8 protein-coding genes and 3 rRNA genes (1 of these 11 running past the window's edge) are annotated in these 14,057 nt (G+C 59.6%); 5 read left to right on the forward strand and 6 right to left on the reverse strand.

The genetic code is table 11. The annotated features are described in order from the left end of the window. The 3 genes from GEV38_RS00940 to rrf (GEV38_RS00950) form a co-directional block, all read left to right on the forward strand. Positions 1-1,822, forward strand: a 23S ribosomal RNA gene (locus tag GEV38_RS00940) (it extends 1,069 nt beyond the left edge of the window). Between the two features lie 131 nt (positions 1,823-1,953). Then, a 5S ribosomal RNA gene (gene rrf, locus GEV38_RS00945) occupies positions 1,954-2,069 on the forward strand. A gap of 109 nt (positions 2,070-2,178) precedes the next feature. Beyond that, a 5S ribosomal RNA gene (gene rrf / locus GEV38_RS00950) occupies positions 2,179-2,294 on the forward strand. Between the two features lie 90 nt (positions 2,295-2,384). Here the strand turns inward: rrf (GEV38_RS00950) and GEV38_RS00955 are convergent. The 4 genes from GEV38_RS00955 to GEV38_RS00970 all read right to left on the reverse strand — a co-directional run bounded on the left by GEV38_RS00955 (position 2,385) and on the right by GEV38_RS00970 (position 7,358). Next, positions 2,385-4,850: a TonB-dependent siderophore receptor gene (locus GEV38_RS00955; RefSeq protein WP_054572866.1), complete on the reverse strand. Its 2,466-nt coding sequence runs from the start codon at positions 4,848-4,850 to the stop codon at positions 2,385-2,387. A gap of 246 nt (positions 4,851-5,096) precedes the next feature. Further along, the gene (locus tag GEV38_RS00960) at positions 5,097-6,053 is read right to left on the reverse strand and encodes a FecR family protein (protein WP_054572867.1); all 957 of its coding nucleotides are present in this window, start codon (positions 6,051-6,053) and stop codon (positions 5,097-5,099) included. A gap of 4 nt (positions 6,054-6,057) precedes the next feature. Continuing rightward, positions 6,058-6,561: a sigma-70 family RNA polymerase sigma factor gene (locus tag GEV38_RS00965; RefSeq protein ID WP_015268511.1), complete on the reverse strand. Its 504-nt coding sequence runs from the start codon at positions 6,559-6,561 to the stop codon at positions 6,058-6,060. Between the two features lie 107 nt (positions 6,562-6,668). Continuing rightward, the gene (locus GEV38_RS00970) at positions 6,669-7,358 is read right to left on the reverse strand and encodes a GntR family transcriptional regulator (RefSeq protein WP_015268512.1); all 690 of its coding nucleotides are present in this window, start codon (positions 7,356-7,358) and stop codon (positions 6,669-6,671) included. A 205-nt stretch (positions 7,359-7,563) separates the two neighbouring features. On the opposite strand from GEV38_RS00970, the gene lapG reads away from it, so the two are divergent. Beyond that, on the forward strand, positions 7,564-8,325 hold the full coding sequence (gene lapG, locus GEV38_RS00975; protein ID WP_015268513.1) for a cysteine protease LapG: 762 nt from the start codon (positions 7,564-7,566) through the stop codon (positions 8,323-8,325). A gap of 10 nt (positions 8,326-8,335) precedes the next feature. Beyond that, entirely contained in the window at positions 8,336-10,282 is a 1,947-nt protein-coding gene (lapD, locus tag GEV38_RS00980; protein WP_015268514.1) for a cyclic di-GMP receptor LapD, read from the forward strand. Between the two features lie 154 nt (positions 10,283-10,436). On the opposite strand, the gene GEV38_RS00985 is transcribed toward lapD, so the two are convergent. After that, on the reverse strand, positions 10,437-11,813 hold the full coding sequence (locus GEV38_RS00985) for an HlyD family type I secretion periplasmic adaptor subunit (protein WP_015268515.1): 1,377 nt from the start codon (positions 11,811-11,813) through the stop codon (positions 10,437-10,439). After that, positions 11,803-13,959, reverse strand: coding sequence for a type I secretion system permease/ATPase (locus tag GEV38_RS00990; RefSeq protein ID WP_015268516.1), 2,157 nt, complete (start codon positions 13,957-13,959; stop codon positions 11,803-11,805). Before GEV38_RS00990 ends, GEV38_RS00985 begins: the two co-directional genes overlap by 11 nt. Positions 13,960-14,057 lie beyond the last annotated feature (98 nt).

The raw sequence follows: 14,057 nt of genomic DNA on the forward strand, positions 1-14,057 counted from the left end.
CCTTTAAAGAAAGCGTAATAGCTCACTAGTCGAGTCGGCCTGCGCGGAAGATGTAACGGGGCTCAAACCATGCACCGAAGCTACGGGTGTCATCTTTGATGACGCGGTAGAGGAGCGTTCTGTAAGCCTGTGAAGGTGAGTTGAGAAGCTTGCTGGAGGTATCAGAAGTGCGAATGCTGACATGAGTAACGACAATGCGAGTGAAAAACTCGCACGCCGAAAGACCAAGGTTTCCTGCGCAACGTTAATCGACGCAGGGTTAGTCGGTCCCTAAGGCGAGGCTGAAAAGCGTAGTCGATGGAAAACAGGTTAATATTCCTGTACTTCCAGTTATTGCGATGGAGGGACGGAGAAGGTTAGGCCAGCCTGGCGTTGGTTGTCCAGGTTTAAGGTGGTAGGCTGAAATCTTAGGCAAATCCGGGATTTCAAGGCCGAGAGCTGATGACGAGTTGCCTTTAGGCGACGAAGTGGTTGATACCATGCTTCCAAGAAAAGCTCCTAAGCTTCAGATAACTGGGAACCGTACCCCAAACCGACACAGGTGGTTAGGTAGAGAATACCAAGGCGCTTGAGAGAACTCGGGTGAAGGAACTAGGCAAAATGGCACCGTAACTTCGGGAGAAGGTGCGCCGGCGAGGGTGAAGGACTTGCTCCGTAAGCCCATGCCGGTCGAAGATACCAGGCCGCTGCGACTGTTTATTAAAAACACAGCACTCTGCAAACACGAAAGTGGACGTATAGGGTGTGACGCCTGCCCGGTGCCGGAAGGTTAATTGATGGGGTTAGCGCAAGCGAAGCTCTTGATCGAAGCCCCGGTAAACGGCGGCCGTAACTATAACGGTCCTAAGGTAGCGAAATTCCTTGTCGGGTAAGTTCCGACCTGCACGAATGGCGTAACGATGGCGGCGCTGTCTCCACCCGAGACTCAGTGAAATTGAAATCGCTGTGAAGATGCAGTGTATCCGCGGCTAGACGGAAAGACCCCGTGAACCTTTACTATAGCTTTGCACTGGACTTTGAATTTGCTTGTGTAGGATAGGTGGGAGGCTTTGAAGTGGGGACGCCAGTTCTCATGGAGCCATCCTTGAAATACCACCCTGGCAACTTTGAGGTTCTAACTCAGGTCCGTTATCCGGATCGAGGACAGTGTATGGTGGGTAGTTTGACTGGGGCGGTCTCCTCCCAAAGAGTAACGGAGGAGTACGAAGGTGCGCTCAGACCGGTCGGAAATCGGTCGTAGAGTAAAAGGCAAAAGCGCGCTTGACTGCGAGACAAACACGTCGAGCAGGTACGAAAGTAGGTCTTAGTGATCCGGTGGTTCTGTATGGAAGGGCCATCGCTCAACGGATAAAAGGTACTCCGGGGATAACAGGCTGATACCGCCCAAGAGTTCATATCGACGGCGGTGTTTGGCACCTCGATGTCGGCTCATCACATCCTGGGGCTGAAGCCGGTCCCAAGGGTATGGCTGTTCGCCATTTAAAGTGGTACGCGAGCTGGGTTTAGAACGTCGTGAGACAGTTCGGTCCCTATCTGCCGTGGACGTTTGAGATTTGAGAGGGGCTGCTCCTAGTACGAGAGGACCGGAGTGGACGAACCTCTGGTGTTCCGGTTGTCACGCCAGTGGCATTGCCGGGTAGCTATGTTCGGAAGAGATAACCGCTGAAAGCATCTAAGCGGGAAACTTGCCTCAAGATGAGATCTCACTGGGATCTTGAATCCCCTGAAGGGCCGTCGAAGACTACGACGTTGATAGGTTGGGTGTGTAAGCGCTGTGAGGCGTTGAGCTAACCAATACTAATTGCCCGTGAGGCTTGACCATATAACACCCAAGCAATTTGCTAGCGCAGATTGCGGTGGTGAAGACGAAGCAACCGAAAGTTCGCAACATCACAAATATCGCATATCCGAATTCGCTGGGCTGTCCATCTGGACATTCTGGCAACAGAATTTCTTGACGACCATAGAGCATTGGAACCACCTGATCCCATCCCGAACTCAGCAGTGAAACGATGCATCGCCGATGGTAGTGTGGGGTTTCCCCATGTGAGAGTAGGTCATCGTCAAGATTCATTTCGCAAAACCCCTATCTGCACATGCAGGTAGGGGTTTTGTCTTTAAGTAGGAACTACAGAGATTCGCAGGTACGTCCGAGGGACGGGCCAGCACACAGAATTTCTTGACGACCATAGAGCATTGGAACCACCTGATCCCATCCCGAACTCAGCAGTGAAACGATGCATCGCCGATGGTAGTGTGGGGCTTCCCCATGTGAGAGTAGGACATCGTCAAGATTCAAATCCAAAGCCCCTGTCTGCGATGCAGACAGGGGCTTTGTCTTTCAGGGCCCAAAGACCCCAGGGCTTGTGTGCGTCGCAATCAGCTCAGAACTGATAGCTGACCGTGGCACTGACATTGCGCTCTTCACCCATGTAGCAGTAGTTCAAGCTGGCACACGAAGTGATGTAGCTTTCATTGGTAAGGTTGTTGGCGTTCAAGCGCACATCCATCCCCCGCAGCCCGACCTTGCCCAGGTCATAGCCGATCGAGGCGTCGAACAGGGTATAGGAGGGCACCTTCATACTGTTTTCCGCATCCACCCAGCTGTACCCCACATACCGCACCCCACCACCCAAGCGCATGCCATCCAGGGCCCCCTGGTGGAAGTTGTAGTCAGCCCAAAGCGAGAACATCTGTTTCGGTGCCTGGGTTGGCGAATTGCCCTTGTTATCCAGATTGCCGGACACCAGGCTGGGCATCGACTTTGCGTACTCGATATCGGTAAAGGTATAGCCGCCCAGCAGCTTCAAGCTGTCGGTCAGTTGCACATGGGCCTCCAGTTCAAGCCCTTGTGAGCGAACTTGCCCTACAGGGCGATAGAAGTCCTCGTCAGGCTGCTTCGAGGCCAGGTTCTCTTGCTCGATGCGGAACACCGATGCGGTGAACAGATTGTCGCTACCCGGCGGCTGATACTTGATGCCAGCCTCCCATTGAGTGCCTTCGGTCGGTGCCAGAGGGCGTCCTTCCTGGTCGGACACGGTATTGGGGTTGAACGACTCCGAGTAGCTGAAATAGGGCGCAATGCCGTTCTCGAACAGGTAGAGCACCCCTGCGCGGGTAGTGAACCTGGAGCGCTGGTCACTGACCTTTGTGTTGCTGTCGCGATTTTCCTCGGACACCTTCACCCAGTCCTGGCGCAGCCCCAACGAGAAGCGCCATTGGTCCAGCTCCACCAGGTCCTGCAGGTAAACGCCCGTTTGCTGCAAGCGCCGCTGGTAGCGGTTCTCGCCCAGCACCTGAAGGTTGCCGTTGCCGTACTGCGGGTTGCCTGCATCCAGCGGATCGACTGTGCCATAACGCCAGGCCACGTCAGCCTTGCGTCGCTGGTAGTCGGTGCCCAGCAGCAAGGTGTGTTTGGCGGCCCCGGTGAAGAATTCCGCCTGCAGCATGTTGTCGATGATGTACGAATGCAGGCGTTCGTCGCCGCCGGTATAGGCGCGGTTGAGGATATTGCTGTCGGCATCCGCCCAGCCGGCGGAATACACCTGGTCCATCGACACGTCGGAATCCTGATAGCGGAAGTTCTGGCGTGCCGTGAACACATCGTTGAAGCGATGCTCGAACTGATAGCTGAAGGACTGTTGGGTACGCTCGTAGTTGTCGATACCCGGCTCGCCTTCGAAGAAATGGTCCGAAAGGCGCAAGCCGTTGCGCTTGTGCAGCATGCCATCTGCGGGGTTACCGCCGTGATAGCCGCCGTTGGGGTCATGTTGCAGGTAGGCCTGCAGGGTCAGCGAAGTGTCTTCGCTGAAGTCGATGCTGACGGCCGGCGCGATGGCATAGCGTTCTTCCTTGTTGTGGTCGAACTGCGTGTCGGAAGCATCCGCCAGGCCTGTCAGGCGATAAGCGATACGCTTGTCGTCATCCACGGGGCCGCTGAAATCGAAACCCATGCCGCGCTGGCCTTGGGTACCGAGGGTGGCCTGGACTTGATGGTAGGGGGTGAACAGCGGCTTCTTGGTGGTCAGTGCCACCAGGCCTCCTGGCGAGCTACGGCCATACAGTACCGAAGACGGTCCCTTGAGGATATCGATGCGCTCCAGGAAGTACGGGTCCACCTGCATGGTGCTGTAGGTGCCGTTGTCTCCCATCGACTTGAGCCCGTCGACGTAGATGTTGTCTACCGAGCCGTCGTTGAAGCCACGCATGGCCACATAGTCATAACGATGGGTCGCCCCGTAGGGGTTGGTCAGTACCCCAGGTGTGTAGCGCATGGCTTGGGCAACCGTTTGTGAGCCTTGGTCGTCCATCTGCTGTCGGGTAACCACCGAGACCGATTGTGATGTCTCTACCAGCGGCATGCTGGTCTTGGTCGCCACCTGGCTGTGGGTAGCGTTGTAACCCTCCATGCTGCCCAATGCATTGCCAAGTGTGAAGCTACGGACATCGGTGTCTGGCAATGACAATGCAGCGCCTTGGGGTTGTACCTGCAGCACGTAGCTGCGGCCGTTCTGGTTAACGGCTCCCAGGCCGCTGCCATTTAGCAACTGGCGCAGTGCCTGATCGGTAGAGTACTGCCCCTGCAGACCATTCGACTGCAAGCCTTGGGTGAGCTGGGGTGTGCTCGACAGGGTGATGCCAGCCTGGCGGGCGAACTGGTTGAGCACATCATCCAACTGGCCGGCCGGGATCGCGTAGTGGTGGCTTACCTGGGCCGTTTCTGCTGCTATGGACAGTGGTGTGACGGCTGTCAGGCCCAAGGAGGTGCCAAACAGGGCAGCCCGGACTGCTTTGCGTAAATATACTGAGTGCAAGACAGGTCGAAAATCATTCGCGTTAAATGTGCGCATATGCGCGGGAGCGGTAGGCATGAGGGGTCCGTTGAAGTGAGAGGGCAGGAGGTGTCGCTTACTGTCCTAGCCGGACCGACATTCAAAACCCGTCAAAAAAGTTATTGGGGCCGCCACGCGCCCCATCGCCGGCAAGCCAGCTCCCACAGGTATTGCATAGCCCTCAGGCCTTTTGCGATCTCTGTGGGAGCTGGCTTGCCGGCGATGGGCTGCATAGCAGCCCTGAACGCAAAAGCCGCCGTCAGTTCAGGCCAGCCCCTCCACGCGCACCCACCAGCGTGTACGTTGGCGAAGCCGTACGGGTAGCGTCCGTGGTATCAGCTGTAGCAGTTGCTCCGGGTCTTCGAGGCGAAATACACCCGACAGGCGCAAATCGGCAATGTCGTCGCTACAGCCCAGGTAACCATGGCGATAACGGCTGACCTGCGCAAGGAAGTCGAACAGGCGCATGTCCCGGGTGACGATCAGGCCTTCTGTCCAGGCCATCGCATCCATGTCCACCTGTTCGAGCTGGTGTGTGCCTAGCGCATCCAGGCGCCAGTTCTGGCCGCTTTCGATCCATTGCAGCTGGCCATTGTCAGGCCGGTGTATCGCCACCCTGCCATGGCTGACACTGACCTGCGTGCAGTCGCTGTCCTGACGTGCCACAAAGCGTCCTTCGAACCCTTCCAGTAACGCGTCACGAGTTTCTACAAGCAAGGAACGCTGCGGGTTGCAGGCAATCATCAATTCCCCCTGCTTCAGGCGGACCAGGCGCTGCTGGTCATTGAAGGCCAGGTCGACGGTACTGCGGGTGTTGAGTTGCATCTGCGAGCCATCGGGAAGCGCAAAGCTGCGTCGTTCGCCCGTGCCGGTGGCGTAGTCTGATGTCCAGGCGTTGACCGCATCGAGGTCTTTTCCCAGCCATGCCGCCGTCCCTACCATGGCAACGCCGCCAAGCAGTTTCAGCGCCTGCCGACGATGCAGGCGGCGCTGGCTGGTCTCCAGGGTTTGCAAAGCCAGCCCGGCACCGGGTATGGCACTCAGGTCGAGGTCCTGATGCAGGTGAATTACTCGTTGCCAAGCCTGCTCGTGTTCGTGGTGGGCAGTGCGCCATTGCCTGCACTCTTGTTGCAGGGCAGGGGCATGCCCGCTCTCGCGCAGCCTCAGCATCAACTGGATGGCCTGCTTGACTGCTGTTGCGCCGGGCTGTGAAGCGGTCATTACGTCAACACTCGTCGGCGTAGCGCAGCAAGTAGCAATGGTAGAGCGCGTCGGCGATATAGCGCTCCACGGTACGCACCGAGATCCCCATCTGGTCGGCGATCGCCTGGTGCTTCAGCCCCTCGCATTGGGCAAGCAGGAATGCACGACGTACTTTGGGCTTGAGGCCTTCGAGCATGCGCGCGATGCGCTCCAGCAATTCCAGCAGCAGCTCACGGGTTTCGGCCGAAGGGGCCTGCGCTTCCGGCAACTGTGCCAGTGCTTCGAGATAGGCCCTGTGCAGTTCCTCGCGCCGCCAGTGGTCGATCACGAGCCCACGCGCAACCGTTCTCAGGAAAGCCCGGGGTGTGTTCAGTTGCAGATGTTCGCGACGTTGCAACAGGCGTACGAAGGTGTCCTGAGCCAGGTCTGCGGCATCGGCGGCGTTGCCCAGCTTGCTGCGTAGCCAGGCATGCAACCAACCGTGGTGGTCACTGTAGAGCGTTTGCACGGAATCGTTGCTGGGCATGGGAGGGCGCTGCCACCAATGGACATGAATGATAATTAGTCTCATTGTTGACAAGGGCAGATCAATTTGCAACCTATTCGACCGCACCTTGATGCAGTCACTGCTCGCTAGCGGCTCCGTTGTGTATCCAGGTACTTGCGGATTACCCGCGATGCGTTATTCAGGTGCCGTTCCAGCACCGTTACTGCTTCATCCACCAGCTTGTCGCCAGCCGCATCCGCCAGTGCGTTGTGATCGTCCTGGGTGAGCTTGCCCAGGCCCATGGACGAAAGATGAAACCGCAGGAAGCGCTCTTCCTCGTTCAATTCGTCCTCGATCAGGCGCAGCAGCTTCTTGTTCGGCGCCTTGCTGTACAGCGACATGTGGAACAGGCGATTGAGGCGGCCGATTTCGGCGTGACGGGTTTCGTTTTCCAGTTGCTGGATATACCCGCGGGCACTGGCGATGTCGTTGGCATCGAGCAGCGGAATGGACTGGCGCAGCGCCTCGGTCTCAAGCAGCACGCGCAGGGCATAGGTGTCCACCGCATCCTCGCCGATCAGCGGCGCAACAACCGCGCCCTTGTGCATTTCCACTTTCAGCAGTGATTGCGCTTCCAGCTGGCGCAGGGCTTCGCGAACGGGCATGCGGCTTACACCGAACAAGGTAGCGAGCTCTTGTTGGCGGATGGCAGTACCAGGGGGCAAACGGCCATCAAGAATGGCACTACGCAGGCGTTCTTCGATCACGCCACGGGCCTGGTGCGGCAACAGCTGCTCGCTGGCCAGCACATTGCTCAATTTGATTTTCTCGGCCACGCGACGTCTGCCTCAACGATGACTAAAGTTGGATCCAATGAAGCTAGTAACAGCTCTTGGGGGTGTCAAACCTGTACACCTAATGGAGCAGGCGCCCCCAAAAGCGCGGCTATGGTGGATGAAGTCGAAGGGCAAAGGAAGCGGCCCACACAAGGTTATAACCAGAAAGTGTAGGTCGACTGACCGGCGGGTGCATGATTGCAGGATGCCATTGTCTTTTGCCGTTGCAGGCCGCACCATCGCTGCTTTCGACTGGCCTGAACAGGGCTTGGCAGTGGCGATATCCTGGATGCTCAAAACCGTTGTGCAACGTGTCGGCCTTGCTGCGCTGCTGGGCAGCCTGCTGCTGGGCGGGCTGTACGCGGATTGGGACTTTTCCCAGATCAGCCGCAAGTCGCAGGCCCTGTATGGCCCCTTGGGCGCCGGGCAGGGCCGTATCGATGCCTGGCAGAGCCTGATGGCTACGCAGAAGCAGGGTACGGAGCTTGAGCGATTGCAGGTGGTCAACCGCTTCTTCAACCAGCAATTGCGCTATGTAGAGGACATCGACCTGTGGCACGAGGTCGACTATTGGGCCACGCCGGTGCAGGCGCTGATCAAGGGTGCAGGGGACTGCGAGGACTACGCCATCGCCAAGTATTTCAGCCTGCGGCGCATGGGTATTCCCAGTGAAAAGCTGCGCATTACCTACGTAAAGGCGCTGCGGCAGAACCGGGCGCACATGGTCCTGACCTATTATTCAAGCCCACAGGCTCAACCATTGGTACTCGACAGCCTAATGGATGCCATCAAGCCGGCCAGCCAGCGTACCGACCTGCTGCCGGTGTACGCCTTCAATGGTGAGGGTTTGTGGCTGACGGGCGCCGCAGGCAACAAGAAGGTCGGCGATACCAAGCGGCTGTCACGCTGGCAGGATTTGCTGAAGAAAATGCAGGCCGAAGGGTTCCCGGCCGAGCCGGTTTACTGAAGGAGCACAGATGTCACTGTTCAAACAATTGCTGTTGGCCATTTGCCTCTTCCTGGTGGTCGCCTTCAGTGGCAGTTTCATGGTCAGCCTGGAAAGCTCGCGCAGCCAGTACGTCAACCAGTTGCGCTCGCACGCCCAGGATGCGGCGACAGCGCTGGCGCTGTCGCTGACGCCGAATATCGATGACCCGGCGATGGTCGAGCTGATGGTCAGTTCGATCTTTGACAGTGGTTATTACTCAAGTATCAAGGTTGTCGACCTAGGTTCCAATGCTGTGCTGGTAGAGCGCCACGCCGAGCCGGACCCCGGCGGTGTACCGCGCTGGTTCGTGGGCCTGATCGGCCTGGAAGCTGCCGGCGGCGACGCCATCGTCAGCCGTGGCTGGCAGCAGGCTGCGCGTGTTGAGGTGATCAGCCACCCGATGTTCGCCATTGCCAAGCTCTGGCAAAGCGCCCTGGGCAGCCTGGGTTGGCTGCTGCTGTGTGGCGCGGCCAGCGCCGTACTCGGCGCCTTGCTCCTGCGTCGCCAGTTGCGGCCGCTGGACTACATGGTCGAGCAGTCCCACGCCATTGCCCGCCGCGAATTCCTCAGCCTGCCTGAGTTGCCGCGCACACCGGAGCTGCGCCGGGTAGTGCAGGCGATGAACCAGATGGTCGAGAAGCTCAAGGCACTGTTCACCGAGCAGGCCGAGCGCAGCGAGCGGCTGCGTGCCGAGTCCTATCAGGACAGCCTGACCGGGCTCTCCAACCGCCGTTATTTCGAGATGCAGTTGAACACCCGGGTGAGCAACCTGGAAGAAGCGCGCGCCGGCTACCTGCTGTTGCTGCGGGTCCAGGGGCTGGCGGGGTTGAACGCCCGTCTTGGCGGCCAGCGTACCGACCAGTTGCTACAGGCTGTGGGTGAGCAGTTGCGTCGCACCTGTGCCAGCTACCCGGAAACCAACGACCTGATTTCCCGCAGCCGCGGGGGCGAGTTCGCCGTGTTGGCGCCGGGCATGGTGCATGAAGAGGCGGTACAGCTTGCCCAGGCCTTGGAAGCAACGCTGCACAGCCTGCACGAAACAGGCGCTAGTGATATAGACCCGGTGGCTTGTATCGGCCTGGCGCCGTTCAACCCCGGTGATTCACCACAGGCATTGCTGAAGCTTGCCGACGAGGCGCTGGCACGCGCCGAGAACCAGCCAACACCGGGTTGGGTATGCCTTGAACAAGGTGTGGCCGCAGTTGCTGCGGATAGTCAGCATGTCTGGCATGAGCGGCTGGACCAGGCATTCAATAATGGGCAATTTGAACTGTTCTTCCAGCCAGTCGTAGATTGCGCTTCTGTACAACGGGTACTGCACCACAAGGTGATTTCGCGTTTGCAGGATGGCCAGGGCGAGGCGCTGCCGGCAGGCCGCTTCCTGCCCTGGCTGGAGCGCTTCGGCTGGATGCCGCGGCTTGATGTGCTGGTGTTGGAGAAGGTGCTGGCGCACCTTCGAGGGCATGAACAGGTGTTGGCGCTGAACCTGTCCGCCGCCACCCTGGCCGACCCCAAGGCCCTGCAGCGTGTCTTCGAGCTTCTGGGCCAAAACACGGCGCTTGGTCCGCGGCTGGTTTTCGAAATTGGCGAGGAACAGTTGCCTGAGCAGGCGGTTCTGGAACAACTCACCCGGCGCCTGCACGCGCTTGGCTTCGGCTTGGCGCTGCAACGCTTTGGTGGGCGTTTCAGCATGATCGGCAACCTGGCGCACCTGGGCCTGGCATACCTGAAGATCGATGGCAGCTACATCCGCAACATTGACCAAGAGCAGCACAAGCGGCTGTTCATCGAAGCGGTCCAGCGTGCCGCACACAGTATCGACCTGCCGCTGATTGCCGAGCGGGTCGAGACGGAAGGTGAGCGGTTGGTGTTGCGGGAGATGGGTGTAGGCGGGATTCAGGGGCAGTTGGTTGGTGAGCCTGCCCCCTGGCGCTGAGGGTATGCGGTCCCTTGTAGGAGCGGCCTTGTGTCGCGAAAGGGCTGCACAGCGGCCCCAGGATTTCAGCAAAGACGCAAAAATCGCTGGGGCTGCTGTGCAGCCCTTTCGCGACACAAGGCTGCTCCTACAACGAACACGGTAGGAATGGCGGTCAACGCTCGCGCAACGCCTCCGAACGCGCCTTCATGATCGGCTTGAGCAGGTAGCTCATGATGGTCTTCTTGCCGGTCATGATATCGACCGTCGCCACCATCCCCGGAATGATCAGCAGCGGCTTCTCGTCAGTGCCCAGGTGGCTGCGGTCGGTGCGCAGCTTGATCAGGTAATAGGTGGTCTTCTTGTCTTCATCGGTGATGGTGTCGGCACCGATCTGCTCCAGCTTGGCCTTCAGCCCACCGTAGATGGTGTAGTCATAGGCCGTGAACTTGACCGTCGCTTCCTGACCAGGGTGCAGGAAGGCGATGTCCTTGGGCAGGATCTTCGCCTCGATAACCAGTGAGTCGTCCAGCGGCACGATTTCTATGATATCGCTGCCCGGCTGGATCACCCCGCCAATGGTATTCACCAGCAGTTGCTTGACGATACCGCGTACCGGCGAAGTAACCATGGTGCGGTGCACGCGATCATCCAGCGCCTTGCTGGTTGCCGTGGCTTTGTTCAGCTCTGTGCGCGCTTCGTTCAGCTGGGTCAGCGCTTCGCTACGGAATTTGCCACGGGTCTCTTCGATCTTGCTTTGCACCTCGCGAATGGCCGCCTCGGCACGCGGGATAGCCAGCGCTGTGGAGTCCAGCTGACCGCGGTTCTCCACCTCGGCACGACGCAGGCGCAGCACTTCAACCTGCGAGATTGCGCCGGTTGCCACCAGTGGCTCGGACATGCTGATCTCTTTACGCAACAGTTCCAGGCTGTTGGCGTACTGGGCGCGCTTTGAGCTGAACTCGCGCAGCTCCTGCTGGCGCTGGACCAGTTGTTGCTGCAAGCCACCAATCTCGTCCTGCAGTTGCTGGCGCCGGCTCTGGTACAGCGACTCTTCGCTTGCTGCCTGGCTTGGCGCGGCCTTGCGCAGTTCCTCATCGATCTTCAACGGGGTGTCGCCCACTTCGGCACTCAGGCGCTCGACGCGCAAAGCCATGGCCAGGCGGTCGGCCTCGGTTTCACCCACATTGGAGGCGAATCGGGTTTCATCCAGGCGCAGCAATGGCTGGCCCACTTCGACGATCTGCCCTTCCTTGGCGAAGATCTCGGCGACTATACCCCCCTCCAGGTTCTGAATCTTCTGCACCTTGGACGACGGAATGGCCTTGCCTTCACCCCGCGTAACTTCGTCGATGGGCGCGACGCTGGCCCACACGATCAGGAACACGAAGAACAGGATCACGCCCCAGATGGTCAGCCGCACGACTCGCGGCGCATCCTCGATCAGGGCCTTGTTGACCTCTGGCAGCGGCTGCCCGCCCAGTGAATCGGACCCTTTGAAATAGCGCCGCAGGCCTTCCTTGAACTGCCCTACATCCAGCTTATGCAACACTGATCTGCCCCTTCTTCAGCGCATCCATGACCGCGGCTTTCGGGCCGTCGGCGACAATCTGCCCGCGATCGATCACGATCAGTCGGTCCACCAGTGACAGCAGCGAGGCACGGTGAGTGACCAGCAGCATCGTCTTGCCTTCCACTACCGCCTGCAGCCGCTGCTTGAGGCGTTCTTCGCCGGTGTTGTCCATGGCGCTGGTCGGTTCGTCCAGCAGCAGGATCTGCGGGTTGAGCAACAGCGCGCGGCCCAGGGCGACGTTCTGTCGCTGGCCGCCGGACAGGTTCTGCCCGCGCTCACCCACCTGCAGCTCGTAGCCGTCCGGGTGCAACCGGGCGAATTCATGTACGCCTGCCAGTTCAGCAGCCTGCAGGATCAACTCATCCTCGATGTAGCGGGCCCCGCTGACCAGGTTATCGCGCAGGGTACCGGCCAGCAGCTGAATGTCCTGCGGCACGTAGCCGATGTTGTGGCGCAGTTCGCTGACGTCAATCTGGCGAATGTCCACGCCGTCGACCAGCAGCGAGCCGCTGTCGGCCTCGTACAGGCCGACGATGAGCTTGGCCAACGAGCTCTTGCCCGAGCCACTGCGGCCGATAATGCCCACCTTCTCGCCGGGGCGGATGGTGAGGTTGATGTTCTTCAGGGCCTGGTTCTGTTGGTTCGGATAGGTGAAATCGACCCCGCGGAACTCGACGCTGCCCTGCAGCACCTTGCGGCTCAGCGGGCGTTCTTCGAAGTTGCGCTCTTGCGGTAGTTCCATCATGTGGTCGGTGGAGACCATGGTCACCTTGGCTTGCTGATAGCGGGCGAGCAGGCCGTTGAGCTGGCCCAGCGGCCCGAGGGCGCGGCCGCTGAGCATGTAGCAGGCTACCAGGCCGCCCATGCTCAGGTTGCCGTCGATGATCAGGTATACGCCGACGCAGATCATTGCCACGCCTGCCAGTTGCTGGATCAGCAGGGTGATGTTCATCGCCAGGCTCGACAGCACTTTCACCCGCAGTTCCAGGCGGCTGAGGGTACCGAGGGTCTGCTCCCACATGTACTGGCGTTCGCTTTCGGCGTTGTTGACCTTTACCGCATCCAGGCCGGCAAGGGTCTCGATCAGGCTGGACTGGCGCTCCGAAGCCAGGGCCATGGTCCGTTCCATGGTCGCCATCAGTGGCCGTTGCAGTGCGTAGCCGATGCCCAGGGCCAGTGGGAAGGCGATAATCGGGATCCACACCAGGTGCCCGCCAATGATGGCGATGACAATCAGAATAAGGACGGTGAACGGCAGGTCGATCAGGCTGGTCAGGGTCAGCGAAGCGAGGAAGTCCCGCAGGCCCTGGAACTCATGAATGTTCTGGGCAAAGCTGCCGACCCTGGCAGGGCGGTACTTCATCGACATGCCGACGATACGTTCGAACAGCGTTGCCGAAATGATCAGGTCTGTCTTCTTGCCGGCCAGGTCCAGGCACAAGCCGCGCAGGCCCTTGAGGATCAGGTCGAAGATGTAGGCGCCGGCGATGCCGACGGCCAGTACCCAGAGGGTCGAGGTGGCCTGGTTGGGTACCACCCGGTCATATACGTTCATCACGAACAGTGGCGCGGCCAGGGCGATCAGGTTGATCACCAGGCTGGCGGCGATGGCGTCGATATACAGCCATTTGCTGCGCAGCAAGGTATCGCGGAACCACGACTTCGCCCGCGGGATGAGGTTGCCGTGGTTGACGTCGAACTTGTGCTGCGGCTGGGCAAAGAATACCCGACCACTGTAATCGCTCTGCAGGGCTTCGCGGCTGACATGCACCTCGCCGCCATCGCTCTCGCTGAGCAACAGGCGTGCGGTGTCTTCGTTCTCCCAGCCCAGCAGGACGGCGCTGCGGCCTTCCTTGAGCAGCAACATGGCTGGCATGGCGATGCTCGGGATCTGCTCCAGCTTACGCTGCAGCAGGCGCCCCTGCAGGCCGGCCCTGGCTGCAGCGCGGGGCAGCAACTCGGGGCTCAGGCGCTGGGCCGGCAACGGCAGACCGGTGGTCAGCATGACCCGGCTTGCAGGTTTCTGGTGCAGGACACACAGGCTCAACAGACTATCCAGCAGGGGATCGTCATGCTGACTGCGTGGATCGTGGCTGAGTTGGACTCGACTGACTTCGGATTCCACGCGGCGCTCTCTTCATCCTTGTGGTGGGTGGGGTGGGTGTGCCGCCGTTCAGGCTGGCTCACCCGTGCTGCCAGGCAGTGGTCATGAGGCTACGGCAC

This window comes from Pseudomonas sp. 13159349 (assembly GCF_013305685.1).
Taxonomy (GTDB): domain Bacteria; phylum Pseudomonadota; class Gammaproteobacteria; order Pseudomonadales; family Pseudomonadaceae; genus Aquipseudomonas; species Aquipseudomonas asiatica.